23 protein-coding genes are annotated in these 26373 nt (G+C 65.9%); 11 read left to right on the top strand and 12 right to left on the bottom strand.

Going from position 1 to position 26373, the window contains the following annotated elements; translation table 11 throughout:
• Positions 1-120: 120 nt before the first annotated feature.
• Positions 121-504 carry a response regulator gene (locus tag K410_RS0102405; RefSeq protein ID WP_049819903.1) on the top strand — a complete coding sequence of 128 codons (384 nt, stop codon included), beginning with the start codon at positions 121-123 and terminating at the stop codon, positions 502-504.
• 23 nt (positions 505-527) lie between these two features.
• Here the strand turns inward: K410_RS0102405 and K410_RS0102400 are convergent, their stop codons facing one another.
• Entirely contained in the window at positions 528-2069 is a 1542-nt protein-coding gene (locus K410_RS0102400; protein WP_028133357.1) for an alkaline phosphatase D family protein, read from the bottom strand.
• A 173-nt stretch (positions 2070-2242) separates the two neighbouring features.
• On the bottom strand, positions 2243-3688 hold the full coding sequence (locus tag K410_RS0102395; RefSeq protein ID WP_028133356.1) for a TAXI family TRAP transporter solute-binding subunit: 1446 nt from the start codon (positions 3686-3688) through the stop codon (positions 2243-2245).
• A gap of 152 nt (positions 3689-3840) precedes the next feature.
• On the opposite strand from K410_RS0102395, the gene K410_RS0102390 reads away from it, so the two are divergent.
• Both K410_RS0102390 and K410_RS0102385 read left to right on the top strand, forming a co-directional pair.
• Complete coding sequence (locus K410_RS0102390; RefSeq protein WP_028133355.1) at positions 3841-4131, top strand: 4a-hydroxytetrahydrobiopterin dehydratase; 291 nt, start codon at positions 3841-3843, stop codon at positions 4129-4131.
• A 101-nt stretch (positions 4132-4232) separates the two neighbouring features.
• Positions 4233-4625, top strand: a complete 393-nt coding sequence (locus tag K410_RS0102385) for a YkvA family protein (RefSeq protein ID WP_028133354.1) — start codon at positions 4233-4235, stop codon at positions 4623-4625.
• Between the two features lie 29 nt (positions 4626-4654).
• Here K410_RS0102385 and K410_RS0102380 read toward each other — a convergent pair whose 3' ends face one another.
• Positions 4655-5629 carry an NADPH:quinone oxidoreductase family protein gene (locus K410_RS0102380; protein ID WP_028133353.1) on the bottom strand — a complete coding sequence of 325 codons (975 nt, stop codon included), beginning with the start codon at positions 5627-5629 and terminating at the stop codon, positions 4655-4657.
• A 221-nt stretch (positions 5630-5850) separates the two neighbouring features.
• On the opposite strand from K410_RS0102380, the gene K410_RS0102375 reads away from it, so the two are divergent.
• The 7 genes from K410_RS0102375 (at position 5851) to K410_RS0102345 (ending at position 13666) form a co-directional block, all read left to right on the top strand.
• A complete protein-coding gene (locus tag K410_RS0102375; protein WP_028133352.1) occupies positions 5851-6690 on the top strand; it encodes an SDR family oxidoreductase in 840 nt (279 codons plus the stop codon).
• Positions 6691-6797: 107 nt separating this feature from the next.
• Entirely contained in the window at positions 6798-7463 is a 666-nt protein-coding gene (locus tag K410_RS0102370) for an invasion associated locus B family protein (protein ID WP_028133351.1), read from the top strand.
• 193 nt (positions 7464-7656) lie between these two features.
• Complete coding sequence (rlmN, locus tag K410_RS0102365; RefSeq protein WP_028133350.1) at positions 7657-8859, top strand: dual-specificity RNA methyltransferase RlmN; 1203 nt, start codon at positions 7657-7659, stop codon at positions 8857-8859.
• Positions 8860-8986: 127 nt separating this feature from the next.
• Positions 8987-9481 (top strand): hypothetical protein, encoded by a 495-nt coding sequence (locus K410_RS0102360; RefSeq protein WP_028133349.1) that lies wholly within the window; start codon positions 8987-8989, stop codon positions 9479-9481.
• 54 nt (positions 9482-9535) lie between these two features.
• Positions 9536-10312 carry a phosphatase PAP2 family protein gene (locus tag K410_RS0102355; RefSeq protein ID WP_028133348.1) on the top strand — a complete coding sequence of 259 codons (777 nt, stop codon included), beginning with the start codon at positions 9536-9538 and terminating at the stop codon, positions 10310-10312.
• A gap of 94 nt (positions 10313-10406) precedes the next feature.
• The gene (gene argG / locus K410_RS0102350; RefSeq protein WP_028133347.1) at positions 10407-11744 is read left to right on the top strand and encodes an argininosuccinate synthase; all 1338 of its coding nucleotides are present in this window, start codon (positions 10407-10409) and stop codon (positions 11742-11744) included.
• A gap of 164 nt (positions 11745-11908) precedes the next feature.
• Positions 11909-13666: an alkaline phosphatase gene (locus K410_RS0102345; RefSeq protein WP_028133346.1), complete on the top strand. Its 1758-nt coding sequence runs from the start codon at positions 11909-11911 to the stop codon at positions 13664-13666.
• A gap of 9 nt (positions 13667-13675) precedes the next feature.
• Here K410_RS0102345 and K410_RS0102340 read toward each other — a convergent pair whose 3' ends face one another.
• On the bottom strand, positions 13676-14296 hold the full coding sequence (locus K410_RS0102340) for a TetR/AcrR family transcriptional regulator (protein WP_028133345.1): 621 nt from the start codon (positions 14294-14296) through the stop codon (positions 13676-13678).
• A 229-nt stretch (positions 14297-14525) separates the two neighbouring features.
• Here K410_RS0102340 and K410_RS0102335 point away from each other — a divergent pair, with 229 nt between their 5' ends.
• The gene (locus K410_RS0102335) at positions 14526-15482 is read left to right on the top strand and encodes a homocysteine S-methyltransferase family protein (protein WP_028133344.1); all 957 of its coding nucleotides are present in this window, start codon (positions 14526-14528) and stop codon (positions 15480-15482) included.
• Positions 15483-15540: 58 nt separating this feature from the next.
• Here K410_RS0102335 and K410_RS37940 read toward each other — a convergent pair whose 3' ends face one another.
• The 8 genes from K410_RS37940 to K410_RS0102285 all read right to left on the bottom strand — a co-directional run bounded on the left by K410_RS37940 (position 15541) and on the right by K410_RS0102285 (position 26335).
• Positions 15541-17754, bottom strand: a complete 2214-nt coding sequence (locus K410_RS37940; protein WP_063831404.1) for an OmpA family protein — start codon at positions 17752-17754, stop codon at positions 15541-15543.
• A 185-nt stretch (positions 17755-17939) separates the two neighbouring features.
• Positions 17940-18182, bottom strand: a complete 243-nt coding sequence (locus K410_RS40935) for a hypothetical protein (protein ID WP_028133340.1) — start codon at positions 18180-18182, stop codon at positions 17940-17942.
• Positions 18182-18667: a pyridoxamine 5'-phosphate oxidase family protein gene (locus K410_RS0102310; protein WP_028133339.1), complete on the bottom strand. Its 486-nt coding sequence runs from the start codon at positions 18665-18667 to the stop codon at positions 18182-18184. Before K410_RS0102310 ends, K410_RS40935 begins: the two co-directional genes overlap by 1 nt.
• Before the next feature lie 65 nt (positions 18668-18732).
• Positions 18733-19119 (bottom strand): VOC family protein, encoded by a 387-nt coding sequence (locus tag K410_RS0102305; RefSeq protein ID WP_028133338.1) that lies wholly within the window; start codon positions 19117-19119, stop codon positions 18733-18735.
• Positions 19120-19144: 25 nt separating this feature from the next.
• Positions 19145-19969: an FkbM family methyltransferase gene (locus tag K410_RS0102300; RefSeq protein WP_028133337.1), complete on the bottom strand. Its 825-nt coding sequence runs from the start codon at positions 19967-19969 to the stop codon at positions 19145-19147.
• Positions 19970-20205: 236 nt separating this feature from the next.
• Entirely contained in the window at positions 20206-22158 is a 1953-nt protein-coding gene (locus K410_RS0102295) for an ABC transporter ATP-binding protein/permease (RefSeq protein ID WP_028133336.1), read from the bottom strand.
• A 52-nt stretch (positions 22159-22210) separates the two neighbouring features.
• Positions 22211-24397: a hybrid sensor histidine kinase/response regulator gene (locus K410_RS0102290; RefSeq protein WP_028133335.1), complete on the bottom strand. Its 2187-nt coding sequence runs from the start codon at positions 24395-24397 to the stop codon at positions 22211-22213.
• Positions 24398-24721: 324 nt separating this feature from the next.
• Positions 24722-26335 carry a GMC family oxidoreductase gene (locus tag K410_RS0102285; RefSeq protein WP_028133334.1) on the bottom strand — a complete coding sequence of 538 codons (1614 nt, stop codon included), beginning with the start codon at positions 26333-26335 and terminating at the stop codon, positions 24722-24724.
• Positions 26336-26373 lie beyond the last annotated feature (38 nt).

The following is a 26373-nucleotide window of genomic DNA, read 5'->3' as shown; positions in this document are numbered from 1 at the left end:
AACAGACTGGAGAACGGCGATGTGGTGGGTTTCGTTCCGGGAACCCCCGATGCGCTACAGGCAGGCATCGTGTCGCGGCAGTCCTGATCCAAAACCCCCATCCACCTCCAAGATCTGATCATGGCACTCCTAGTTCCCGATGGCACAGGCCGGCCGGCCGACGTCCTGATTGTCGAAGACGACCCCATCATCGCGATCGATTTCGAGGATCGCCTGCTTGGATTTGGCGTCGCCGTTGTGCGGACCGTCGGGTCGGTGGCTCAGGCGCTGGGCGCCATTGTCGAGCGTGCGCCCGACTTCGCGCTGCTCGATGTCGAGCTGATCCGCGAGACCAGCTTTGCGGTCGCCGAACGGCTTCTCGCCCTGAAGATCCCGTTCGTGTTCGTCACCGGCTATGGCGCCGAGGCGCGCATTCCGCCGGAATTTTCCGGTCAGCCACGGTTGCAGAAACCGTGTTCGAGCGATGCGCTGGAGGCGGCGTTGCGCACGCGCGACGCCGATTAGACCCGTTTTGAGGGCTCTAGCCGTCAGCTCTGCTTCGGATCGAGCGTCGTCGACCACAGCGCGACATCGGCGCGGTCGCGCAACGTCACGATCATCTGGCCGGAGGTGCCGTCGATCTTGACGTGACCGAAGAACTGCATGCCCGCCGAGGGCGGCAGGTTCTGGTTGTCCTTGCCCGGCGCCTTGACGAAGCGCACCTCGGGTCCAAAGGTGTTGTCGAGCGCGTTCGGACCGAACGTGCCGGCATGCAGCGGCCCCGACACGAATTCCCAGAACGGCTCGAAATCCTGGAACTGCGCCTTGTTCGGATCGTAATAATGCGCGGCGGCGTAGTGCACGTCGGCGGTCAGCCATACCGTGTTGCTGATCGGCGCCATCTTGATGAAGCGCAGGATGTCGGCGATCTCGAGCTCGCGGCCACGTACCGGACCGTCGCCTTGCGCGACGGCTTCCGAGCCGCCCTTCGAGGTGTCCGATACGATCAGGCCCAGGGGCATGTCGGAGGCGATCACCTTCCAGGTCGCGCGCGAATTGAGCAGGCCGCGCTTGAGCCAGGCGATCTGGTCCGGGCCGAGGAAATAGCTGGCGGGGCCGTAAGCGGTTTCGAGATTGGGGCCGTTCGCGCCGCGATAGCTGCGCTCGTCGAGCATGAATACGTCGAGATGCGGGCCGTAGGAGATCTGGCGATAGACCCGGCCGGGCTCATGGATGCTTTCGCGCAGCGGATACATCTCGTGGAAGGCGCGCGCCCCGCGCGCGGCGAGCAGCGCGATGTTGCGCTCCTTGTAGGCCGCCGGCAGCTCTTTCGAGAGCGACCAATTGTTGGTCACTTCGTGATCGTCCCACTGCACGAAGATCGGCACCTCGGCATTGAAGGCGCGCAGATTGTCGTCGATGAGATTGTATTTGTGCGCGGCGCGGTACTCGTCCAGCGTCTCGGCGACCTTGGCCTTCTCGGGGATGGTGACGTTCTTCCAGATCTTGCCGTCGGCGAGCTTCACCTCGGATGCAATCGGGCCGTCGGCGTAGATTGTGTCGCCGGAATGCAGGAAGAAGTCCGGCCGGTGCTTGCGCATCGTCGCGAAGGCAACCATGCCGCCGTCGTCGGGGTTGATGCCCCAGCCCTGGCCGGCGACGTCTCCGCCCCAGACGAAGCTGACGTCGCGGCGGTCGGCCGGCGCGGTGCGGAAACGGCCGACGACCGCCTCGCCCTCGACCGCGCTGTGCGCGAGATCGCGGAAGCGGACGCGGTAAAAGATGTCCTGGCCGCCCGGCAGGTTCTCGATCAGCATCTTTGCGGTGAAGTCGCTTTCGGGGAGCGCCGCGATCGTCGGCAGCACGCGGGCATCCCTGAACGTGTCGGTCGTCGCCACCTCGACCAGCATCTGCGACGGCCGGTCGGTGCGCGCCCACACCACGCCGCCATCGACCGTGACGTCGCCTGACTGTACGCCGTGAGTGACCCTTGGCCGATCGGCCGCGCGCGACAGGTAAGGCATCGCGATGGTGCCGAGCGCACCCGCGCCGGTGGCGAGGAAGCGGCGACGGGAGAATTTGATGTTCATGGCTGGCTCGCGCATCTCTCGCTGTCATTTCGGAGCGCGCGAAGCGCGAATCCGGAATCTCGAGATTCCCCGGTGCGCAATTGCGCACCTGCGGTCTGGTCCTTCGGACCATCCCGGAATGACGGCAAACCAATATCGAGGCAATGTGACGCAGCGACTACGCGCGCCGGAGCTCAGGCGTTGCCGGCGGCCCGGAACTGCGTGCCCGCGCGCTGCAGGTTCGGCGGCAGGCTGAACAGCACCGCCTTGCGGTCGGCAACGGCGGAGTGGAACTGATCCAGCGCGATGTTGAAGGCGGTGAGCGCGCCTTCCTCGATCGCGCCGTGATCGTAGCAGCGCAGCGTGTCGCGCAGGATGTCGTCGGCTTCGGCCTGCATCTGGTCGAGCTCTTCGGTCGTCTCGCACTTGCGCGCGGCCGCGATCATGTCGAGCAGGCGCTCGCGCTGATGATTGTTGCTGTCGCGCTCATCCTTTTTCAGGTAGCCCGCGAACCAGGCGCCGACCGAGCCCATGGCTGACAGCGCCATCAGGCTCCACCAGATGTAGTCGCTGTATTTGTCGAGGAAGGTCTTTTCCTCGCCGTCGACGAAGGCGGCCGCACCCGGATGCACCGGGATCACCGCATCCTTGTCGGTATCGGGCGTTTCGATCTTCGCCGCGAGCGGGAATTCGGTCACCAATTGCTGACGCACGGCGAACAGCTGGCGCGTGAACGCCGCGATGGTGGTTTCGGACACGCCTTTGCGCGCCACGACGTGGTGCGAGAAGCCGATGGTCTTGATCTCGTCCTCCGGGCGGGCGGGCGAGCCGCCATAGGTGCCGGCGGGAATCTCGGACGCCTCGTAAATCGGGTGGTTCTGCGCGATGGCATCCGCCGAATCGATCGCGATGAAGCTGGGCGCGCCGAAATCCTTGCTGGAGGCGGCGATCGCATCCGCCGTGATCTTGCTGTTGACGGGGCCCGCAGCGAGATAGACGTCGGCCTTTTGAGTTTTGATCGCCTCGGCCACCTCGTTGGCGGGGAATTGCACGATCTCGACCTTGGCGGGATCGACGCCGTATTGCTGCAGGATCACCTTGAGCAGATTGACGTTGGCCTGGGTGCGGCCGACCACGCCGACGCGATGGCCGGCGAGCTGCGAGATCCTGGTGATCTTCGCGCCGCGCTTCTTGCCTTTGCCCGGGACGGACCACAGCACCACGACGTTCTTGCGCAGGGTCGCGACCGCCTGCGCGTTCTTGGGCACATCGACGTCGCCGCGCACGATGGCGAGATCGACCTTGCCTTCCGCGAGCGCATTGGCGCTGGCCGTGGCGCCGTCGGTCTGGATCGGCCGCAGTCGCACCTGGCCCTTGCTCTGACTGAAGGCCTGCGTCAGCGCCTGCACGACCTTGACGTCGTCGCTGTTGGCGGGGCCGACCGCGATCTTCAGCGTCACGGGACGCATCGCGAAGTAATAGCTGGCGGCGACCACGCCGACGATCGCAAGCAGGAACGCCAGAGACACCAAGGCCGTCTTCCGCGCCGCGGATCGCGGCGAAGGCGGAGGGGGCGCTTCGGCCAGGTCCAATCCCCCGGTCATCGATCTCCCAAACAGGCGCTTGAGGCTCAGTTTCATCTTGGCCGGCGATTTACGTCTGTAATTGTAGCAAATTTCTTGTCCGTCGGGGTTACATCTCCGTCATGGTTAGCGGATGGCGGAAATCCCCGTATGAACCCGGGCCGCACGAAGGTGTTAGGGTAAAGTTCCCCTGAAGGACGGAGATGACCATGGCAGAACGGCTCTCGGCGGAGGCGCGCAAGCAGACGCTCGTCGGCCTTCCGGGCTGGAACGAGGTTCAGGGCCGGGATGCCATCGGGAAGACCTTTATCTTCAAGGATTTCAACGAGGCGTTCGGTTTCATGACCCGCGCCGCGCTGGTCGCCGAGAAGATGGATCACCACCCCGAATGGCGCAACGTCTACAAGACGGTGGAGGTGGTGCTGTCGACCCACGACGCAGGCGGCGTCACGGCGCTCGACGTCGCGTTGGCCAAGGCGATGAACGCGATCGCGGGCTGAGACCTTGCCGACGTCTTGCAGCGACCGGCGACATCCCCATCTTGTGATCAGCCAGGATGCGGCGCTCCGCCGCCTCGGGCTGAACGGGGAGTTTGTCGAACATGGCTGCCGAACACAGCGTCGGTTTCGAGCCGGCCGATCGGCTCGCGGAAGATCGCGAAGGCGTGCGCCGCCGCTTCTGGCGCAAGCTGAAGCGCGTCGCCGCGCATCTGCCCTTCGCAGAGGACCTGCTTGCGGCATATTACTGCGCGTTCGACCGCCAGACCCCGCGCCACGTCCAGGCCTCGCTGCTTGGTGCGATCGCCTATTTCGTCCTGCCGTTCGACTTCGTCGCCGACGTGATGCCGATCCTCGGCTTCGCCGATGACGCCGCCGTGCTCGCCACCGCCATCCGCATGGTCGCCGGCCACATCACGAACGAGCATCGCGAGGCCGCCCGCGCCGCGCTGCGGCGTGGGGTGGATGAGGCGGACGGTAAAGCAGAAGTCGCGTAGCCTACGCGACTTCAACCACCTGCATCAGCTCACGGATGCAGGATGACTTTGCCCATCGCTTGACGTCCCGCCAGTACCTTCAGCGCATCCGCGGTCTGGGCCAGCGGGAAGGTGCGATCGACATGCGATGAGATCTTGCCTTCCGCCGTCCACCTCACGAGCTTCTCCAGATTGGCGCGGTTCTTTTCCGGATTCTGCCGCGTCCATGCGCCCCAGAACACGCCGCGGATATCGCAGCCCTTCAAGAGCGCGAGGTTCAGCGGCATCTTCGGGATGTCGCCGGCGGCAAAGCCGATGACGAGGAAGCGGCCCTCCCAAGCGATCGAGCGCAGCGCCTGCTCGGCATAGGCGCCGCCCACGGGATCGAAGATGATGTCGACGCCCTTGCCACCGGTGAGCTTGCGCAGGCCTTCCTTCAGATCCTCCTTGGCGTAGTTCAGCGTCAGCTCGGCGCCATGCGCCTTGGCGAACTCGAGCTTCTCGTCCGACGAGGCGCAGGCGATCACCTTCAATCCCATCAGCTTGCCGAGCTCGCAGGCGGCAAGGCCGGTGCCGCCGGCCGCACCCAGCACCGCGAGCGTCTCGCCCGGCTTCGGGCTGGCGCGATCCTCCAGCGCATGCAGCGCGGTGCCGTAGATGATGATGATGCCGGCGGCGCGGTCGTAGTCGAGATTGTCGGGAATCTTCACGATGGACGCCGCCGGCAGCGCGATCTTCTCGCGTGCGCCGTTGTGGCCGCAAGAGGCAACGACGCGATCGCCGACTTTCAGATCGGTGACGCCAGGACCGATGCTCTCGATCACGCCCGCGACCTCCGCGGCCGGCGAGAACGGGAACGGCGGCTTGATCTGGTACTTGCCCTGAATCATCAGGATGTCGAAGAAGTTCAGCGCCGCGGCCTTGATCGCGATCACCGCTTCGCCGGGACCCGCCACCGGATCCGGCACCTCGGCGAGCACGAGGTCGTCGGGCTGGCAATATTGCGAGCAGAGGATGGCTTTCATGGCGGCACCTGGGGGCGTTTCGAGTGGAATTATAGTTGGGCCGTTTCTGCCGGATTTAGACACGGGCGACAATCCGGATTCTTTGTCTGAGGCCACGCCTCGGCCTATCCTCGTGATTGCGAGCAAAGCGAAGCAATCCAGGCAATTTCCGCGGCGCGGACCGCTGGATTGCTCGCTGCGTTCGCAATGACGGCTATGTGAACACAGCGAGGATTCAAACGATGTTTGAAACAGGCCTGCTCAGGGACAAGCGCATCCTCGTCACCGGCGGGGGCTCGGGTCTTGGCGCCGCGATGGGACACCGCTTCCTCACGCTCGGCGCCGAGCTCGTCATTTGCGGACGCAAGCTCGACCGGCTGGAAGCGACGGCCGCGGAGATGCGCGCGCAGAGCGGCGGCAAGGTCACGACGATCGCCTGCGATATTCGCGATGGTGTCGCGGTCGACGACATGATGGACCGGATCTGGCGCGAGGCGCCGCTCGATATCCTCGTCAACAACGCTGCCGCCACGTTCATCGCACAGAGCGAGCATCTCTCGTTCCGGGCGGCCGATGCGATCCTGGCGTCGACGCTGCATGGCGCGATGTACTGCACGCTCGCGGCCGGCAGGCGCTGGATCGAGGACAAGCATCGCGGCGTCGTGCTCTCGATTCTCTCGACCTCGACCGTCACCGGCCGCGCCTTCACGGTACCGTCGGCGATGGCGAAGTCGGCGCTGCTGGCTATGACCAGGAGCCTTGCGGTGGAATGGGGGCCGAAAGGCATCCGCACCGTCGCCATTGCGCCGGGTCCGTTCCCGACCGCGGGTGCCTCTGGGCAGCTTCGTCCCGAAGGCCGAGACGAAGGCTGGACCGCGCGCAATCCGCTGGGCCGCACCGGAGAGCATGGCGAATTGGCCGATCTCGCCAGCTTCCTGGTCTCGGATCGTGCCGCCTACATCAACGGCGAGATGGTCGTCATCGATGGTGGCGCGCATTTGCGCAGTTCCGGCGCCGAGGATTTGCTTCTCTGGACCGAGGCGCAATGGGCCGCCCAGCGCGCCGCGCGATCCAAAGGCTGATATCGCTAACTGCCTTCCCAAATTGGGCTTTCCCGGCTATCCCTGCCACGGGGACAAAGCGCGGCCGGGCCATCTTCCAGTCACAATATTGAGGGAACCACTCCAGCATGTGGCGGGTGCTGATTTTAGCTTTGATGACTGGCGTGGCGGCCGGGGGAATCGCTGTCTCCGCGCAGGCGCAGACTGCGCAACCGACGCAGAAATCCGCGCCACATCCAAAAGAGGCACCGAAATCGGCGGCGCCGGCGGCCCCGACGAATGGGAAGTCGGCCGCAAAGCCGGAGAGCAAAGCGGCGGCCCCGCCCGCTTCGGTTGCAGGTGGCGCGGAGCCGACCCTGATCGGTCAGTTCGGCACCTGGGGGGCCTATTCGGCGACGCCCAACGGCAAGAAGGTGTGCTTCGCACTGGCCAAGCCGTCCTCGTCGAAGACCAATCCGCCGAATCGGCCGCGCGATCCCGCCTATGCCTTCGTCTCCACCCGGCCGGCCGAGAAGGTGAACAACGAAGTCTCAGTGATGATCGGATACGCGCTGAAGCCGGGCTCGGAATCGACGGTGGAGGTCGGCGGCGCTGCTTACGCGATGTACACGCAGGGCGACGGCCTCTGGATCAAGAACGCGGCCGAGGAGGAGCGGATGGTCGAGGCCATGCGCAAATCCGCCGAGCTCGTGGTCAAGGGTGTCTCGGCCAAGGGCACCGAGACGACCGACACGTTCTCGCTGAAGGGCCTCGCCCAGGCGCTCGACAAGATCGCGCAGGATTGCAAGCGGTAAGAGCGCAGGCGTTAAGGCTGCGGGCGATAAGGTCGCAATCGGACGGTCCGGTTGCTATATAGAGCCGGTTCCACAATTTCAGTCGTCATGGCCGGGCTTGTCCCGGCCATCCACGTGCTAACTCAGGCGAAAAGAACGTCGATGCCCGGGACAAGCCGGGGCATGACGAGACAGCAACTATTTCAGGCAACCAATGCAACCGACGACCGAGCCGCGCAACGCAATCCCAGTGGAGAAGACGCCACTCGAAACCTATGTGCCGCCGGCAAAGCCGTCGCTGATCGGCCTGTCGCGCACCGAGCTTGCCGACCGGCTCGGCGAGATCGGAGTCGCGCCTGCGCAGCGCAAGATGCGGGTGCAGCAGCTGTGGCACTGGCTCTATTTCCGCGGCGCCCAGAGCTTCGACGACATGACCTCGATCTCGAAGGGCATCCGCGCCGAGCTCGCGCAGCATTTCACGGTCGATCGTCCCGAGGTCGTGGCCGAGCAGATCTCCAACGACGGCACCCGCAAATGGCTGCTGCGGCTGCCGAGCGGCGACAACCTCCAGAAGGCGCATGAAGTCGAGTGCGTCTACATTCCCGAAACCGATCGCGGCACGCTTTGCGTCTCCTCGCAGGTCGGCTGCACCTTGAATTGCTCGTTCTGCCACACCGGCACGCAGCGCCTGGTGCGCAATCTCACCGCCGGCGAGATCGTTGGACAGGTGATGGTTGCGCGCGACCGCCTCAACGATTGGGCCGATCGCGAGGACGGCACGCGCCGCGTCACCAACATCGTGATGATGGGCATGGGCGAGCCGCTCTACAATTTCGACGCGGTGCGCGATGCACTTTTGATCGCCGGCGACAATGAGGGCATCGGCATCTCGCGCCGCCGCATCACGCTGTCGACCTCGGGCGTGGTGCCCAACATCGTGCGCGCCGGCGAGGAGATCGGCGTGATGCTCGCGATCTCGCTGCATGCGGTGCGCGACGAGCTGCGCAACGAGCTGGTGCCGCTCAACCGCAAATACCCGATCAAGGAGCTCTTGCAGGCCTGCCGCGACTATCCCGGCGCCTCCAACGCGCGGCGCATCACCTTCGAATATGTGATGCTCAAGGGCGTCAACGATTCGCTGGACGACGCGAAATTGCTGGTGAAGCTGCTCAAGGGCATTCCCGCCAAGATCAACCTGATCCCGTTCAATCCCTGGCCCGGCACCGCCTATGAGTGCTCGGACTGGGACCAGATCGAAAAATTCTCCGAATACATCTTCAACGCCGGCTATTCCTCGCCGGTGCGCACACCGCGCGGCCGCGATATCCTCGCCGCCTGCGGCCAGCTGAAGTCGGAGACCGAGAAGCTCAGCGCACGCGAACGTCAGGCGCTGCGCGCCATGGCGATGACGGATTAGGTTGTCATGCCCGCGCTCTCGCATCCCCGTCATTGCGAGCGAAGCGAAGCAATCCAGAGACTTTCCGCCGCGGCAGTCTGGATTGCTTCGTCGCTACGCTCCTCGCAATGACGGTGAGGGTGGCGCAATGTCCCTGATCGGCCGCCTCATCGTCATCTTCGTCGGCTTCCTCGCCGCCTGTTTCGTCGGCGGCATGATCGTCGTCGTTGCGCTGCTGTTTCCGGAATTCGCCGACCTCGGCGCGGGCCCCGTGGATCAGGGCACGATCGATATCCTGCTCGGCTTTGGCTTCATCTTCGTCTCCGGTTTCGCGCTGGTGCCGGCGGCGGTGATCGTCGCGATCACAGAGGCGCTCTATATCCGCAGCGCGCTCGCTTATGCCTTCGGCGGCGGCCTCGTCGGGCTAGCCTGCTATCTCGGTCTCGTTCCCTTTCACTCCGACACGTTCCAGTTCGAAGGCATCGTGCGGCGCCATCTGGAGATCATGACCGGTGCCGGCATCGTTGCCGGCTTCGTCTACTGGCTGATCGCCGGGCGCAATGCTGGCGCCTGGCGCATCCCGCCGCCTCCGCGGAAACCGCCGCCGCCCTTGCCGTCGAATTCGAGGCCGGATGCGCGATAAGTCGCGCCGCGCCCGGGGTTTTCATCTCCTCCCCACTCCGCTAAACCGCGCGCCATGAACCGTACCGGACTCTTCATCGGCCTCGCGCTGTGGCTCGTGATCGGCGTCGTTTTCGGGCTCTATCCCGAGCTCGATCTCAAGCTCGCGTCGCTGTTCTTCGATCCCGCGACCAAGACGTTTCCGCTCAAGCTGAACGGCTGGGCCAGTTTTGCGCGCGACGCTGCGATGTGGGTTGCGTGGGCCTTCGTGCTGCCGTCGCTGGTGGCGCTCGTGGTCAAGATGATCCGGCCGGACCGGCCGCTGATGGTGCGGGGGCGCACGATCATCTTCTTGCTGGTGACGATGACGATGTCGGCCGGCATTCTCACCAACCTCACCTTCAAGACCTATTGGGGCCGGCCGCGCCCGGTGGTGGTGACGGAGTTCGCCGGCGACCAGAAATTCGTGCCGTGGTGGGATCCGCGCGGCGGCTGCGCGCGCAATTGCTCGTTCTTCTCGGGCGAAGGCGCGACCGCGTTCTGGACGCTGGCGCCGGCCGCGCTGGCGCCGCCGGCGTGGCGGCCGCTCGCCTATGGCGCCGCCGTCATGTTCGGCGCCTTGACGAGCGGGCTGCGCATGGCCTTCGGCGGGCACTTCTTCACCGACGTGGCCATCGCCGGCCTCGTCACCTTCGTCGTGATCTGGTTCGCCTACGCGCTGATTTACCGCTGGCCGCGGACGCGGTTTTCCGACGAGGCGGTCGATGCCGCCCTGACCCGGCTCAACATGCCGGCCTACCGGCTCCGGCAGCGCCTGTTCGGCCGCAAGACCGGCCCCGAGCCGTCGCTTTGAGCCATTAAATGCGTGCCGATCCCTGCGAAATTTGATATTCGCGCGGTCAAGTTCGAACCCTCCATCAGCCCCTTGAGACCCGATTGGAAGCCCCATGACCACGATCCTGAAAAGCCTGCCCAAGGGTGAGAAAGTCGGCATCGCTTTTTCGGGTGGCCTCGACACCTCCGCGGCGCTGCTCTGGATGAAGCAGAAGGGCGCGCGCTGCTACGCCTACACCGCCAATCTCGGCCAGCCGGATGAGGCCGATTACAACGAGATCCCGCGCAAGGCGATGGAGTTCGGCGCCGAGAAGGCGCGCCTCGTCGATTGCCGCACGCAGCTTGTCCACGAGGGCATCGCCGCGATCCAGTCCGGCGCCTTCCACATCTCGACCGGCGGGATCACCTATTTCAACACCACGCCGCTGGGGCGCGCCGTCACCGGCACCATGCTGGTTGCGGCGATGAAGGAAGACGGCGTCAACATCTGGGGCGACGGCTCGACCTTCAAGGGCAACGACATCGAGCGCTTCTACCGCTACGGCCTGCTCACCAATCCCGGCCTGAAGATCTACAAGCCCTGGCTCGACCAGCAGTTCATCGACGAGCTCGGCGGCCGCGCCGAGATGTCGGCATTCATGACCGCGCAGGGTTTTGCCTACAAGATGAGTGCCGAGAAGGCGTATTCGACCGACAGCAATCTGCTCGGCGCCACCCATGAGGCCAAGGATCTCGAAAGCCTCGACAGCGGCATCAAGATCGTCAACCCGATCATGGGCGTGCCGTTCTGGCGCGACGATTGCGCCGTGAAGGCCGAGAAGGTCGTCGTGCGCTTCGAGGAAGGCCAGCCCACGGCGCTGAACGGCCAGACCTTCGCCGATCCGGTCGCGCTGTTCCTGGAAGCCAACGCCGTCGGCGGCCGGCACGGCCTCGGCATGAGCGACCAGATCGAGAACCGCATCATCGAGGCCAAGAGCCGCGGCATCTACGAGGCGCCCGGCATGGCGCTGCTGCACATCGCTTATGAGCGCCTCGTCACCGGCATCCACAACGAGGACACCATCGAGCAATACCGCATCAGCGGCATGCGCCTAGGCCGCCTGCTCTATCAGGGCCGCTGGTTCGACTCGCAGGCATTGATGCTGCGCGAGACCGCGCAGCGTTGGGTCGCGCGCGCGGTCACCGGCGAGGTCACGCTCGAACTGCGCCGCGGCAACGACTATTCGATCCTCAACACCGAGAGCCCGAACCTCACCTATGCGCCTGAAAGGCTCAGCATGGAGAAGGTCGAGGACGCCGCGTTCACGCCCGCCGACCGCATCGGCCAGCTCACCATGCGCAACCTCGACATCGTGGACACCCGCACCAAGCTGAAGCTCTACAGCGACACCGGCCTGCTCTCCGGCAGCGAAGGCTCGCAGATCTTCCGGCTCGAGAGCGACAAGGGTTGATGCTTTCGTAGCCCGGATGGAGCGAAGCGGAATCCGGAGCCGCTGCCAAGCCGATGAGATCCCGGATTGCGCTTCGCTCCATCCGGGCTACGAGCTTAATGACGCTGTCATTCTCGATCGCTACGTTCCTATTTCTGTCGGAATGGGATTTCGGAGCATCGCCAATGATCAGGAAATCGGCACTTGCCTCTCTCATCGTACTCGGTTGGACATCGTCGCTGTGGGCGCAGACGCTCTATCCGATCGATCGCGCCGAGATCCTGGCGGGGGCTCAGTTCGACTTCAAGGTCGAGTTCCCCGGACTGGTTGATCCGGCCAAGTTGAAGATCACTGTGAACGGCGCGGATTACGCGACCGCGTTCGGCCGCGCCGGGACCTTCATCGACCGCGAGGACGGCAAGGATCAGTCGGCCTTGGTCCTGCGCGACGTCACGCTGCCCAAGCCGGGCAGCGTGACCGTGGACGTGAGCGACGGCACGAGCCAGCGCAGCGTCACATGGACGGTCTACGACACCGGTCCGCGCAAGGCGAAGAACGTCATCCTTTTCATCGGCGATGGCATGTCGCCGGCACATCGTGTCGCCGCACGAATCCTGTCCAAGGGGATTTCGGAGGGCAAGAGCCGCGGCAAGCTCGCCATCGACGACATGCCCCATATGGCCCTGGTGGCAACCGCAGGCTCGGATTCGATCATCACCGATTCCGCGAACTCGGCCAGCGCCTATGCGACCGGGCACAAGAGCGCCGTCAACGCCATGGGTGTCTATGCGGATCGCAGCGCGAGCCCGTTCGACGATCCCCGGGTCGAGACCATCACCAGTCTCGCCAAACGGCGGCTCGGCATGGCGATCGGTGTCGTCACCAACACCGAGGTCGAAGACGCGACACCGGCGGCGATGGTCGCGCATACGCGCCGCCGCGCCGCCTATGACGAGGTCGTCGAGCAGTTCTTCGTGGCGAAGCCGGATGTGCTGATGGGCGGGGGTAGCGCGAACTTCATGCCGAAGTCGGCCGCAGGCTCGAAACGCAAGGACGAGACCGATTACATCGCCAAGTTCCGCGATGCAGGATATCAGGTGGCGACCACCGCGGGCGAGCTCGGTGATCTCTCGGCAAAGCCGGAGACAGGCAAGCTGCTCGGCCTGTTCGCCACGGGAAACATGGACGGTGCGCTGGACCGCAAATTCCTGAAGGGCGGCGGCGTCAAGAAATTCCCCGAGCAGCCCGATCTGACCGAGCAGGTGCAGGCCGCGCTCAAGCTGCTATCGCGGAACGAGGCCGGTTTTTTCCTGATGGTCGAATCCGGTATGATCGACAAATACGCGCATCTGCTCGACATGGAGCGGGCCGTCTACGACACGATCATGCTCGACAACGCGGTACGCCAGACGCGTGAATGGGCGCAGGCGCGCGGCGACGACACCCTCATCCTGGTGCTCGCCGACCACAACCATCCCAACAGTCTCGTCGGCACGGTGAACGACGACATGGGCACGACGCCCAACGTGGCGCTGCGCGAGCGCGTCGGCGTCTACGATCAAGCCGGATTTCCCAACTATCCCGCTCCTGATGCGGAAGGTTATCCGGCGCGCGTCGACGTGAGCCGGCGGCTCGCCATCTTCTCGGCCAGCCTGCCGGATCACTACGAGACGTTCCGTCCGAAGCTCGACAATCCCAATGAGCCGACCGTGAAGGCCGGCGGTGACGGGACCTTCAAGGCCAACGACAAATACAAGGACGTCCCGGGCGCCGTGCTCCGGCCCGGCAATCTGTCGGCGATGATCGGCGCCAGCGTGCACTCGGGCGAGGACGTCATCCTGACAGCGACCGGTCCAGGCAGTGAGCGCGTGCACGGCTCGATGGACAACACCGATGTCTTTCGTGTCATGGTCGACGCGTTGGGATTGGCTGCGCAGCAATGACGCATCGGTTCACGGGGAAGGCGGCGGCGTGAAGACCAGCTTCACACAGCTGCGGAACAGCAGGATCTGCCGCTCCAGCCGCTTCGGATCGTTGAGAGTCTTCGACATGATGATCGCACCATCCACCACGCACGAGATCATCTCGGCGAGATCGTCGAGGTCGATCGCCTCGCGGGGCGGATAGACCGCGGCAATGCCGTCGAGGATCGCGCGGAAATGCGCGTTCCAGCTCCGCACCGATTGCGCGGTCAGGTCGCGAACCTCGCGGTCGAACAGGCGCTCCTGATAGCAGATGCTGGCGATCAGGCAGCCGGGATGGCCGTTCGGCAGATCGGCCATGATCTCGGCCAGCAGTTTCAGCGAGATCAGGAACGATTGCAGCGGGTCATCGGAGAGCTCGCGTCCCCGCCTGAAGATCTCGTCGAACAGGCGATCATTCGTCTCCACGTAGCGGCGTAGCATCTCCCGTGCGAGGGCGTTCTTGTCCCTGAAGTGATAGAAAAAACCGCTCTTGGTCAGCCCAGCCTCGGCGATGACCTCGTCGATCGAGGTCGCGCCGAAGCCCTTTGCGAGCACCGCCGCCTCCGCGATCTCGAGAATGCGCTCGCGCGTCGCTTCTCCTTTTCCCATCGATGTCTCCAAAACCGTACCGGCGGTGCGGAATTTGCCGCCGATGGCCGACGACCAGCCCGAATGGATCATGCAAGTCTTTGATTTGTCTCCGCTTGCGGATGGAAGTTCAGCCGCACCACGGGGCTTCTAGAGCGACGCGACATTATGCGGCACCACAAGCCGAGACCGAAGACGGGCATGGCGCGACCGAATGACGAGAGCCGCCCGTCCAATGATGGAGCGATCAATGGCCCGATACAGACATGGTTTGCCGCAGCACCGCGGCGGCATTTTCCTGACCGACGGCGGCATGGAAACCACCCTGATCTTTCACGAGGGGCTGGAGCTGCCGCACTTCGCGGCCTTCGTGCTGCTCGACAGCGCGGATGGCCGCGCGCATTTGAAACGCTATTACGAAGCCTATCTCCGTATCGCGCGGCAGCATGGGCTCGGCTTCGTGCTCGACACTCCGACCTGGCGCGCCAACCCGGATTGGGGTGCCAAGCTCGGCTATGACGCGGCCGGTTTGGATGCCATCAACATGCGCGCCATCCGCTTCCTCGACGAATTGCGCGGAGCTTGGGAGTTCCCCGGCACGCCGTGCGTCATCAGTGGCGCGATCGGTCCGCGAGGTGACGGCTACAAGGCCGGCAACATGGACGCGGCAGAGGCGGAAGCCTACCACTCGGGCCAGATTGCAGCCTTCACCGAGGCGGGCGCCGACATGGTGACTGCGTTCACGCTGAACAGCATCAACGAAGCCGTCGGAGTCGTGCGTGCAGCCAGGAGGCAAGACATTCCGGTCGCGATCTCCTTCACGGTCGAGACCGATGGCCGCCTCGTCAGGGGAGAGTCGTTGCGCGAGGCGATCGAAGCGGTCGACGACGCAACCGAACGTGCCTGCGAATACTTCCTGATCAATTGCGCGCACCCGACCCATTTCGAGGCTGCGCTCGCGGCCGGCGAATCGTGGGTCCAGCGCATTCACGGCATCAGGGCCAATGCGTCGGCCAAGAGCCATGCCGAGCTCGACGAGTCGGAGACCCTCGACAGCGGCGATCCTGTCGATCTCGGCCGCCGTTACCTCTCGCTCAGGCGCGCGTTTCCGCAGATGCGGATTCTCGGCGGCTGCTGCGGCACCGATCACCGGCACGTTGCGGCCGTTTGCGAGGCCTGCCTGCCGCCAGAGGCGATGAGTGCGTAATACATGCAAAATGAAATGGCCGGGATCGCTCCCGGCCATTTGCGTTCGTGGTCTCGCCTCAGCGCGGCGGCGCGGTGCCGGGCGGGGGCGGCGGCAGCGAGGCCTGGCCGCCGTTGAGCAGCGGCGTGATGTTGCGGATCGTGACGCGACGGTTGATCGCGCTCGGCCCCTGCGTCTGCTCCTTCAGGTACTGCTCGCCGTAGCCCTGCGACGTCAGGTTCTCGGCGGGCACCCCGAACTGCTGCGTCAGCAGTTCGGCCGCGGCTTGCGCACGACGGTCCGACAATGACAGATTGTCGACTTCGTTGCCGACCGCGTCGGTGTGGCCCTCGATCAGGAAGACCTCGCGCGGATTGCGCTGGATCGCCTGGTTGAGGCCGTCGGCGATCACCTGTAGCCGGGCCGCCTGGTCCGGCGGGATGGTCCACGATCCCGTCTCGAAGATGATCGTGTTGACGTCGATGCTCGGCATCTGCATGCGAACATTGGGGCTGTAGCGGATCTCGTCGAGCGAATAACGCCGATCGATCCGCTGCACCGGCGGCGCCACCATGGTCTGGTAGATGACGTCCGGCGACGCTTCCTGGGCATCGACGATGTAGCGATCGTAGGGGATGTTCACGACCGGCGGAGGCACGTCGACATAGAAGCCGCCGACCGCCCGCGGATCGCGGTAGGTGTTGTCGATGATGATGAGCTCGTGTCCGCGGGGATCCCTGCGGATGCGCCGCATCAGCCGGCCATCGGCGCCGACAATGGTGATGATCTGGCTGCCGTCAGGACGAATCACGACCGTGCGGGTTTCGCCGCCGACCGTGTCGGTGCGGATGTCGCGTGCGCCATAGCGGAAGCGATAGAGATCGTTGCCGCGGACATAGGCCTGGCCGCCCGGATCGCGGATGATGATGCGGTCCGGCTCGGTGTAGACGGTGCGGCCGCCTTCGATGGTCTCGCGCCGCTGGTTGTGGAGGTCGGCGATGGTGGCGCCGATCACGGCGCCGGCTACCACGCCTGCACCGATCGCGAGCGGCGTCAGGTCACGCTGCGGCGGACGCGGCGGCGGCGGCAAGGGCGCGGCGACCGTCGGGGCGGCCCGGAAAGCCGGCGCAACCGTCGGCGGTCTGTACTGCGCCCTGTCGGGCGGCGGGGCAGCGGCCGGCGTGCCGGGGACGACCGTCGGTGCTGCGGCGCCGGCGGGAGGTGCCGGCGGCCGCGGCAGGGTGCCAGCCTGCGGCGCTGCGGACGGAGTTCCGGCGGCCGGCGCACCAGCAGGAGGTGTTGCGCCTTGTTGGCCGGGGGTCGGCGTCGCAGTCGGTGCCGGGGTCGCGCCGGGCGCAGGTGTCGGGGCTGCACCCGGGCGCCCGGGCGGGGGCGTCGGCGTAGCACCAGGAGAAGGCGTCGCTGTCGGCGTGGGCGTGGCACCGGGAGCCGGTGATCCTGCCGGCGGAGGCGCGCCGGGACGACCGGGCGGCGGCGTGCCGGGGCGGCCAGCCGGCGCCGCGCCAGGCGTGCTGCCCGGCGTCGGCGTTGCGGTCGGCGCCGGTGTTGTCGTCGGCGCGGGTGTCGCAGTCGGTGCGGGTGTGGCGGTCGGCGCCGGCGCTCCCGGTCGTGCCGCCGGCGCTGCCGGCGCGGGCGAAGGCGTCGCCGTAGGTGCCGGCGCAGGACGGCCCTGAGGAGCTGCCGCGGGAGGCGGAGCCGGGGGCGTCGGAGCGGGGCGCGCGCCGGACGGCGCCGGAGGCGTGGGCGCCGCAGCCGGGGGCGGCGACGGCTGTTTCGGTGCGGCAGCAGGCGGCGGTGGCGGCGGGGGAGTCGGGCGTGCCGCAGGCGGCGGTGTCGGGGCATGCTGCTGCGGAGCCGCGGCCGGGGGTGGCGACGGCTGTTTCGGTGCGGCAGCAGGCGGTGGCGGCGGCGGGGGGGCCGGGCGGGCTGCAGGCGGCGGGGCAGGTGGCGGCGGCGGGGCCGGGCGGGCAGCAGGTGGCGGGGGAGGCGGTGGTGGCGCGGCCGGGCGCGGCGGAGCGACCGCGGGCGGCGGTGGAGCGGGCGGAGGTGCAGCCGCGGGCGGCGGTGCGGCGGGCCGCGGGGGCGCGGCAGGCGGTGCCGCTGCTGGCGGTCCCTTCGGCGGCTGCTTCGGTTTTCCGTCAGGGCCCGTGTCTTGCGGCTGGGCCTGCGCGAGCACGAGCGGCGGCGCACTTTGCGCTTGCGATGCAGAGCTTGCGAATTGCATCGCGGTCAGAGCCGTCGTCGCAAGCAGCACGAAACGAAGATTGGTCATGGTGGCGAACTTCCCCGGAAGGTTCTTTGACGAAGTGTGTTTGATGAACGGCTACGCGTTAGGCCGGATTGTGGCGGGCGAAGCGGTCGCGGCCCGATTTATTTCTGCACGGAAATCGACTCATTATGATGACGTTCATTGCGCATTCAGACGCAGGTTGCAATCGCCACACATGCAATGCCGCCTCATGCGCGATCCTGCGGTGAACTTGCATCCGTCGCAGGATTGGGCGTGAGCGGGCCGTTCGGCCCGCGCGATGGAATCTCTTCAGGCATGCGGCCGGGCAATTCGTCGGGCCGCGGGGATTCGCCGGGCTCGCGCACCGGCGGCGCGATTTCGGGCTCCGGATTGCCGGGCGGAATTCCCGGCGGCGGCTCGGTCGGCGTGCCCGGTGTCGAGGGTGGAATCTCGGGCGGCTCGATCGGCATCACATCGTGACCTTGCGGTTCTCTCCGATGTCGGGCCGCGTGTTCGTCACCACCGCCGCAGCCATCTTCACATAGGAGATCATAGTGCCCGGCGAATCCCAGAACTCGGCGTCATCAGGCGTCACCTTGAGCACGCGGATGTTGGGGTCCTCGGCACTGTCCCACCATGCTTTCGCCGGCGTCGAGAACAGCTCCTTGATCTTCGCACGATCGTTGGAGACGACGGCCGTACCGGTCAGCGAGACATATTTCTGACTGCCGGCATCCGCGAACGACAGGTTGATCGAGGGATTGCGCGCGATCTCCTCGTCCTTGTGGCGACGTGCGTCGGTGAGGAAGAAAATCGTGTTCGCCTCGCGGTCGAGATAAGCGCTCATCGGTCGCGCGCGCAGCTTGTCGCCGTCGCGCGTCACCAGCATCGCAAACCCGATCTTCTTCATCAGATCCCAGGCGCGATCGACGTCGCGGTCATTGTCGTTGGCCATGTCGTGCTCCTTGTTGCAAGCAACGATAACGGCCCGCGAGATGCGAGGTTCCGGCAGGAACCTGGCTATTCCGGCGCGTGGCAGACCGCCTCGATATTGTGGCCGTCAGGGTCGAGCACGAAGGCGCCATAATAGCTCGGGTGGTAGTGCGGGCGGATGCCGGGCGGGCCATTGTCGCGTCCGCCGGCCGCGATCGCCGCCTTGTAGAACGCGTCGACCGTGGCGCGATCTCCAGCACGAATGGCGATATGCACGGGCTTGTTCATGGCGCCTTCCGCGCCGAACCAGAAATCCGGCTTGCCGTCGGCGCCGAAACCCGCGGCCGCAGCGTGCCCGGTCTGCTCGGCCGTCACTTCCATGATCAGGCCGTAGCCGAGCGGCGCCAGCGCCTTGGTGTAGAACGCCTTCGCGCGCTCGTAGTCGGAGACGGAAAAACCCAAATGGTCGATCATCGCTAGCTCCGTTGTTCGTTTCTCGTCAGCGTGACAGGAATGTATTGCTTCGTGTCTTGCGCACGATCGCAAAGCCGCGAGCGACCATGTCGGCGATACAATCCTGCTGCCATTCGTCTTGCGACAGGTGCTCGATCACCACCGCGCGCGGCCACAGCGACGGCGGCGCGTCGCGGAAGAAGCCGATCAGCACGCGGTCTTCAAAACCCTCGACGTCGATCTTGAGCGAATCGATCTGGGTGACGCCGGCCTCGCCGAGGATGCGCGTCAGCCGCAGCGACGGCACCTTGATCGCCTCAGTGCCGGCGGTGCCGGTGACGACGTGGGTGGCGCCGAGATTGCCGCCGCCGCTCTCGATCATCAGCTCGCCGTCGCTGTCGCCGGCCGCGGCCTGCACCAGGCGCACCTGCGCAGCTTTGGATGCGGCTTGGTTGAAGGAGAGCCGTCCAAACGTCAGCGGATGCGGCTCGATCGCGATCACTTTGCCCGTGCTGCCGACCTGCCGCGCCATCACCAATGCAAACGTGCCGACATTGGCGCCGACGTCGACGAAGGTGCCACCCAAAGGGGTGTGCTGGCGCAGGAAATCGAGCTCGTCGAGATTGTAATCGGGATTGAACAGGGCGCCGCGCTCGGTCGCGCTGCCCTGGTGATAGAGCCGGAACGAGGCGCCCTGATATTGCACGTCGACGGGGCCGCTCCGCAGCAGGTTGACCAGCCGCGACATCCACGGCCGGAATGCGCCGCGCTTCAGCCCCGATTGCGTCGCGAGGCGGATGATCGCGGCCTGCGCTGCGTTCGGCGCAAACGCGCCGAACGGCGCGGACGAAGGGGCATTGTCGGGCGTCAAGCAGCAGATCCTCATTGCAGGCGGCGCATGCATAGCCGGTTTTGCGGAGGACTCCAACGCTCGATGCGGGCCGCAACTTCGGTGTCGTGCCCGCGAAGGCGGAGACCCATAGCCCCAGGGAGCAGTTTGACGCGAGATGCCCACTCCGAGTCTTCGCCAAATTTCTCCCTGTGGGTATGGATTCCGGATCTGCGCGCGCTTGTGGTGCGCTTGTCCGGGATGACGGAGAAAGTGTGCTACGCCGCCTTCTTCGGCGCCTTGCGCTGCCGCAGGAATCGGCCGAGCAGCCGGCGCTTGCCCTTGCGCGGGATCAGGGCGATGTCGCTGACGAGCTTGGCGCCGCCCTTGCGCCGCTCCAGCACGATCTTGCGGCTGTGGAAGGCTTCCAGCTCGGCGCGATGCGCGACGCTGACGATGGTCGCCTTCGGCAGCTCATCGGTGACCATCTTCATCATCTTGTCCTGGCTCTTTTCGTCGAGCGCCGAGGTCGCCTCGTCGAGCACGACGATGTCGGGGTTGTGCAGCAGGAGCCGCGCGAAGGCGAGGCGCTGCTTCTCGCCGCCCGACAGCGTCTGGTCCCAGGGACCTTCCTCCTCGATCTTCTCCTTGAGATGATCCAGCCCGACCTTGTGCAGGGCGTCGCCGATCTCGTCCACGGTCCAGTGATCGGCGGCGCCGGGATAGGCGACGGCGCGGCGCAGCGATCCCGACGGCACGTAAGGCCGCTGCGGCAGCATGAACAGCCGCCGGTCGGGATGGAAATTCACGCTGCCGCCGCCCCAGGGCCAGAGGCCTGCGATGGCACGCACCAGCGTGCTCTTGCCGGTGCCGGATTCGCCGGCCACCAGCAGCCGCTCGCCGGGCTCGATCACCACTTCGGTCTCGCCGACCACCGCGGTGCCGTCATCGAGCGTGACCGAGAGATCCTTCATCTCCAGCATGGCGTCGTTGCGCGTCTCGCCGCGCTTGATGCGGCCGAGACCATCGCCCTGCTCGGCGCGCTCGAGGCCGTCGAGCGACATCATCAGCGAGGCGATGCGGCGCGCGCAGGCGTTCCAGTCGGCGAGGCGCGGATAATTGTCGACCAGCCAGCCGAACGCACTCTGCACGATGGTGAAGGCGGAGGCCGCCTGCATCACCTGCCCCAGCGTCATGCTGCCGTCGAGAAATTTCGGCGCGCAGAGCAGGAGAGGGACCACGGGCGCAACGAGGCTCGAGCCCTGCGACACCAGCGTGGTGCGCATATGCTGACCCGCGAGCCGCGCCCATTGCCGGATCACGCTGGTGAAGTTGCGGTCGATGCCGTCGCGCTCCTCCTCCTCGCCGCCGAGCAGCGCGATGCTCTCGCCGTTCTCGCGCACGCGCGTCAGCGTGTACCGGAAATCGGCTTCGGCCTGGTTCTTGTCCTCGGACACCTGCACGAAGCGGCGGCCGATCACCAGGATGGAGCTCGAGGCAATTGCGGCATAGAGCATCGCGGCGATCACGAGGAAGCCCGGAATGGTGATGCTCGTGCCGCCGAGCGTGACGGTGAGCGCGCCGCCGATGGTCCAGAGCACGACGATGAAGGTCGCCGCCGACAGCAGCGCCGAGGTGACGCCGGCGAGGAAATCGACCGGGGAGTCGGTCGCGATGCGCAGATCTTCCGCGATCCGGTATTCGGGGTTTTGGTGATCGCCGCTGACCAGGTTGAGCTGGTAGTAGCGTCCGTTGGCGAGCCACCGCGTCAGCACGCTCGCCGTCAGCCAGGCCCGCCAGCGCCGCTGGATGCCCATCCGCGCGAACACCTGCGCGACGCCGAGCACGATGCTGCCGATCGCGAGCGGAAAGAACACCGCGGTGAGATGGAAGACCGATCCCGCATCGCGCTTCTCGATCGCATCGAAGATCGCGCGGTTCCAGACATTGATGCCGTACTGAAAGCCGACGGTGAGGACGATCAGGAGGCCGAGGCCGATCGAGAACGGCCAGGCGAGGCGATCGCCGTTGCGTCCCCAGAAGCCGCGCGCGCTGATCCAGAACCGCGCCAGCAGGTAATCCTTGCGGACCTGCTCGGCCTCCTCGGGCGAGAGCTCCGGATCAGGCTCGAGCAGCTCCGGCGGCGGCGGTTCGACCTCGTCGCCGTTCTCGCCCTTGATGCCAACGATCGGCGGCTTGTCCTGTTCGCGTTTCGCGGCGGGCTTGTGCATAGGCCGACAACGCCAAGGGAACTCGCGGGTTCCCTCCGGTTCCGCAGGGCGCTTATTCGGCGGCACCGTCCCTGACGCGCCGGATCCGGGCCGCGCGATGCAGAACGCGCGACAATTCCTCGATCGAATAGGGCTTCTGCACCAGATCGAAGCCGGCCGCGCCCTCTTGCGACAGAGCCTGGCTGTAGCCCGTGGTCAGTACGACCGGAACGTCGATGCCGCGGTCGCAGATGGCCTGCGCCAGATCGAGCCCGGTCATTCCGGGCATCACCACGTCCGAGAACACGACGTCGAAGCGGTCCGCATCCAGAACGAGCTCCGCGAGCGCATCGGTTGCATTGTCGACCAGCGTGATGCTGTAGCCGAGCTCGGTGAGGCCATCGGCGGCGAAATTGGCAAGCTCGATATTGTCCTCGACCACCAGCACCGACATGCCGTTGCCTGCCACCGCCGGCGCCGTGTTGGGCGCCTGCCGCTGCGGCAGCAGCTCGGGCGGTACGCGCGGTAGATAGAGCGAGAAGGTGCTGCCGTGTCCCACGTCGCTGGTGACCGTCACCTCGCCGCCGGATTGCCGGGCGAAGCCGAACACCTGGGACAGGCCAAGGCCGGTGCCGTGGCCGACCTGCTTGGTGGTGAAGAACGGCTCGAAGATGCGCCCCAATCGGGCGGCAGGAATGCCGATGCCGGTGTCGCTGACGGTCACGCTGACGAAGCCATGGTTGGCCGAGCTCTGGCTGCCCAAATTCTGGCTGCCCAAATTCTGGCTGCCCAAGTTCTGGCCGGTCAGTGTGTCCGGAACGGTGGTCGTTGGCTCGACCTTGAAGGTGATCCTGCCCTTGCCTTGCATGGCGTCGCGCGCGTTGGTTGCCATGTTGATCAGCGCCGTCTCGAACTGGCCGGCATCGGCACGGACGAGGCAGGGCTCGGTGGGCAGGCGCATGGCGATCTCGATGGCCGGTCCCAGCAGGGGCGCCAGCATGTCGCGCAGTGACTGCATCCGTTCGCCGACGTCGAACACCTCCGGCTTCAGGGTCTGACGCCGCGCAAAGGCGAGCAGCTGCGAGGTCAGCTTGGCCGCGCGGGCCACCGCGTCCGCAATGGCCGTGATGTAGCGCTGGCGCCGCTCCTCCGTCAGCTGCGGCCGGTTGAGGAGGTCGACGGAGGCGCGGATCACCGTCAGCAGATTGTTGAAATCGTGCGCGACGCCGCCGGTGAGCTGTCCGAGCGCCTCCAGGCGCTGGCTGTGCTTGAGCGCCTCCTCGGCCTCGCGCCGCTTGGCGGCTTCGGCCTGAATTTGCTGGGTGCGCCGCAACGCCAGCGCCAGCAGCAGAAACAGCAGCGCGGTGGCGGGAAGGCCGAACACCAGATGCTGGCCGATCGTGGCCAGCCAGCGCGCGCGGATCGCCGAGGTCTCGAGCCCGGCGCTGACATAGATCGGGTATTCCGCGACGCGCCGGTAGCCGATCCGACGCTCGATCCCGTCGGACGGCCAGGCAATGGTGATGAGGCCGTGCTCGGGGCGCGCCGCGATCTCCCGACCGACCGGTCCGCTCGGATCGAGCCTGACGTCGCGGTCGAGCCGCGGGACATGCGTGAGCATCGCGCCGTCGGTGCGGCCCATCGCGAAGAAGATGCCGGGATCCGATCCGAGGCGGGCGTAGAAGCTCTCGAAATATTCGGGGAGGACCGAGGCCTGGATCACCCCGATGAAACGGCCGTCGTCGGAATCGCGGCGGCGGCTCACCCCAAAGAAGCGCGCGCCCTGATAGGGCGGACGCGGCGTCAGCGCCGCGCCGATGAACGTGCCGATGGCCTGGTCGACATGGGCGTAGAAATAGTCGCGGTCGGCGAAGCTCAGCTCCGGCGGCGGCGAGACGAGGCTGTTGACCAGCGCCTTCCCGTCCGCGTCGAAGATCCATGCCGATTTCAGCTGCGGCAGCGCGTCGGTCAGCCGCTTCAGGCGGCGGTGCAGCGCCGGCTCGCGCGCACGGATGGTGTCGTCGGACAGGCCGCGGACCACCTCGTTGAGCTCGGCCAGGCTGCGATCGATGGTCTCGAACACCTTGAGTGCGTGCTCATGCGCGACGTCGAGCGTGCGCTCGATCTCCCGGTCGGCGATGTCCCTGGTCGAGCCGTAGGAGATGCTGGCCGCGATCACGAACAGCGCAACCGGCAGCGCCAGGGATGCCGCCATCATCCACTGCAACAGCCTCAGCGAGTTGCGTTGCGCCCTCTGCACAGTCGCTCCGTCCCTGACGGAAACTTAGCTGAACTTGGTCCCCGGAAGGAAGCAGCTTATGACAATAACCACTGGTTGCAATATCATCAATTCTCGTGCAACTGAGGTGATGGGGATTCTGCTCAAATTTTCACCGATGTTGTGTGTGTCATTCAGCTCCAATGTCCTTGGGTGGACTGTCCATCTCGCCGGCAGCACAATGACGGGAACTGAAGTCGAGGCTCGCTGAGGGCTGCAGCCCCTCGCCTGTTCGATCGAGGGGCTGCAGATTTGCGCGAGGATGTGGAGCTACACCCGGAACCATCCCACTGCCGGGCCAGGTGGTCAGATCGCGTGCGCCTCGCGCAATGACCGGGCCGCTTTCTCTCCGATGATGACGCACGGCGCCATCGTGTTGCCCGTGGTGATCCGCGGCATCACCGAGCCGTCGGCAATGCGGAGCCGGTCGACGCCGTAAACCCTGAGCGTGCCGTCGACCACCGACATCGCGTCGCGCCCCATCTTCGCCGAGCATGTCTGGTGCCAATAAGTCACCGCGGAGTCGCGCACGAAACGCTCCATCTCGGTGGCATCAAGAGGGCCGGGCATCGACTCGCGTGCCACCAATGGCTCGAACGCTCTCGTATTACCGAGCGAACGGCAGAGGTCCACACAGGCGATCGCCGTCTTCAAATCGTCAGGATGCGACAGCATGTTGGCTTCGATGCGCGGTGCTGCAAGGGGTTCGGCGTTCCGGAGCCTGACCCGGCCTCGGCTCTTCGGCAAAGCGAGGCCTGCAAACATCGTCCAGCCATGAGCAGGCGCCCCGGCTGCCGTCTCGGGGCTCGGCACCGGAAACTCGACCTGGCAGAACAGAAGGTCCGGAGATTCGAGCGCGGCGTGGGATTTCCAGTACAACGTCGCCGCATTGCCGGTGTTGCGCGGCGCGATCGGCTCGCGATACTCCCAAATGCATCCGAACGAGACGTGATCCTGCAGATTCTGGCCGACCCCCGGCAGGTGCTGGACCACGGGTATATCAAATGCTCGGAGCTCGTTCTCGTCGCCGACGCCGGAGCGCATCAGCACCGCCGGCGTCTGGATCGCTCCGAGCGCGAGCACGACTTCCCGCGCGGCGCCGATCCGCAAGGCGCGCCCGTCACGGATCGCTTCGATGCCGACGGCCCTGCCGTGCTCGATCAGGATGCGAGAGACCTGCGTTCCCGTCAGCAGCGTGAGATTCGGTCGATCGAGAAAAGGATAGGTATAGGCCCGGAAGATGGAGTTGCGCCTGCCATTGCGGACGAGAATGTCAGTGATGGCGCAGCCGCCATCGCCTTCCATCATCTCGCCGTTGGGGCTTTCGAACGTCGGAATGCCGATCTCCTTCGCCGCGTCCAGCATCGCCAACGCGGCCGGCCCAGGATCGGGCGACGGCTGCACGAAGACCGGGCCGCCGGTGCCGCGATGACGCGGATCGGGCGTGCCCTGCCAGTTCTCGATCTCCCGAAAAATCTTTGAGACCGAATCGTAACCCCAGCTCTCGTCGCCGCTTTGCTCGGCGAAGAAATCCCAGTCGCTGCGGTGACCGCGCGCCCACAGCATCACGTTGATGCTCGAACCGCCGCCGACGACCTTGCCCATCGACATCGGAAGGGCGCGCCCGTTCAGATGCGGATTTGGCTCGGCGACAAAACCCCAATCGGTCGCGCTGCCGAGGTTGCCGGGCCACGACGCCGGGTCCATGACGGTCGGCACCTCATCGCTGCCCCCGGCTTCGATCAGCAGCACAGCGACGGACGGATTTTCGGCGAGGCGGCCGGCGACCACCGAGCCCGAGCTGCCGGCGCCGCAGACGATGAAGTCGTAACTGCGGCGCAGAGTCTGATTGAGCTGGCGCTGGTTGGCAGCAGCGCGGTCGGCAAACTCGGGAAGGTCGGACGGCAGGACGTCTTTCATGAGGTCACTCCAGGCAGTTGCGCGCGGCCGAAAGGGAG

The sequence above is a fragment of the Bradyrhizobium sp. 22 genome, from assembly GCF_000482425.1.
In the GTDB taxonomy this organism is placed as follows: Bacteria; Pseudomonadota; Alphaproteobacteria; order Rhizobiales; family Xanthobacteraceae; genus Bradyrhizobium; species Bradyrhizobium japonicum_B.
This window is presented reverse-complemented; position numbering and strand designations above follow the sequence as displayed.

Excerpts from the sequence above, each read along its gene's own strand:
- K410_RS0102405 (WP_049819903.1), top strand. The coding sequence starts at position 121 with ATGGCACTCCTAGTTCCCGATGGCACAGGCCGGCCGGCCGACGTCCTG.
- K410_RS0102400 (WP_028133357.1), bottom strand. The coding sequence starts at position 2,069 with ATGAACATCAAATTCTCCCGTCGCCGCTTCCTCGCCACCGGCGCGGGT.
- K410_RS0102395 (WP_028133356.1), bottom strand. The coding sequence starts at position 3,688 with ATGAAACTGAGCCTCAAGCGCCTGTTTGGGAGATCGATGACCGGGGGA.
- K410_RS0102390 (WP_028133355.1), top strand. The coding sequence starts at position 3,841 with ATGGCAGAACGGCTCTCGGCGGAGGCGCGCAAGCAGACGCTCGTCGGC.
- K410_RS0102385 (WP_028133354.1), top strand. The coding sequence starts at position 4,233 with ATGGCTGCCGAACACAGCGTCGGTTTCGAGCCGGCCGATCGGCTCGCG.
- K410_RS0102380 (WP_028133353.1), bottom strand. The coding sequence starts at position 5,629 with ATGAAAGCCATCCTCTGCTCGCAATATTGCCAGCCCGACGACCTCGTG.
- K410_RS0102375 (WP_028133352.1), top strand. The coding sequence starts at position 5,851 with ATGTTTGAAACAGGCCTGCTCAGGGACAAGCGCATCCTCGTCACCGGC.
- K410_RS0102370 (WP_028133351.1), top strand. The coding sequence starts at position 6,798 with ATGTGGCGGGTGCTGATTTTAGCTTTGATGACTGGCGTGGCGGCCGGG.
- rlmN (WP_028133350.1), top strand. The coding sequence starts at position 7,657 with ATGCAACCGACGACCGAGCCGCGCAACGCAATCCCAGTGGAGAAGACG.
- K410_RS0102360 (WP_028133349.1), top strand. The coding sequence starts at position 8,987 with ATGTCCCTGATCGGCCGCCTCATCGTCATCTTCGTCGGCTTCCTCGCC.
- K410_RS0102355 (WP_028133348.1), top strand. The coding sequence starts at position 9,536 with ATGAACCGTACCGGACTCTTCATCGGCCTCGCGCTGTGGCTCGTGATC.
- argG (WP_028133347.1), top strand. The coding sequence starts at position 10,407 with ATGACCACGATCCTGAAAAGCCTGCCCAAGGGTGAGAAAGTCGGCATC.
- K410_RS0102345 (WP_028133346.1), top strand. The coding sequence starts at position 11,909 with ATGATCAGGAAATCGGCACTTGCCTCTCTCATCGTACTCGGTTGGACA.
- K410_RS0102340 (WP_028133345.1), bottom strand. The coding sequence starts at position 14,296 with ATGGGAAAAGGAGAAGCGACGCGCGAGCGCATTCTCGAGATCGCGGAG.
- K410_RS0102335 (WP_028133344.1), top strand. The coding sequence starts at position 14,526 with ATGGCCCGATACAGACATGGTTTGCCGCAGCACCGCGGCGGCATTTTC.
- K410_RS37940 (WP_063831404.1), bottom strand. The coding sequence starts at position 17,754 with ATGACCAATCTTCGTTTCGTGCTGCTTGCGACGACGGCTCTGACCGCG.
- K410_RS40935 (WP_028133340.1), bottom strand. The coding sequence starts at position 18,182 with ATGCCGATCGAGCCGCCCGAGATTCCACCCTCGACACCGGGCACGCCG.
- K410_RS0102310 (WP_028133339.1), bottom strand. The coding sequence starts at position 18,667 with ATGGCCAACGACAATGACCGCGACGTCGATCGCGCCTGGGATCTGATG.
- K410_RS0102305 (WP_028133338.1), bottom strand. The coding sequence starts at position 19,119 with ATGATCGACCATTTGGGTTTTTCCGTCTCCGACTACGAGCGCGCGAAG.
- K410_RS0102295 (WP_028133336.1), bottom strand. The coding sequence starts at position 22,158 with ATGCACAAGCCCGCCGCGAAACGCGAACAGGACAAGCCGCCGATCGTT.
- K410_RS0102285 (WP_028133334.1), bottom strand. The coding sequence starts at position 26,335 with ATGAAAGACGTCCTGCCGTCCGACCTTCCCGAGTTTGCCGACCGCGCT.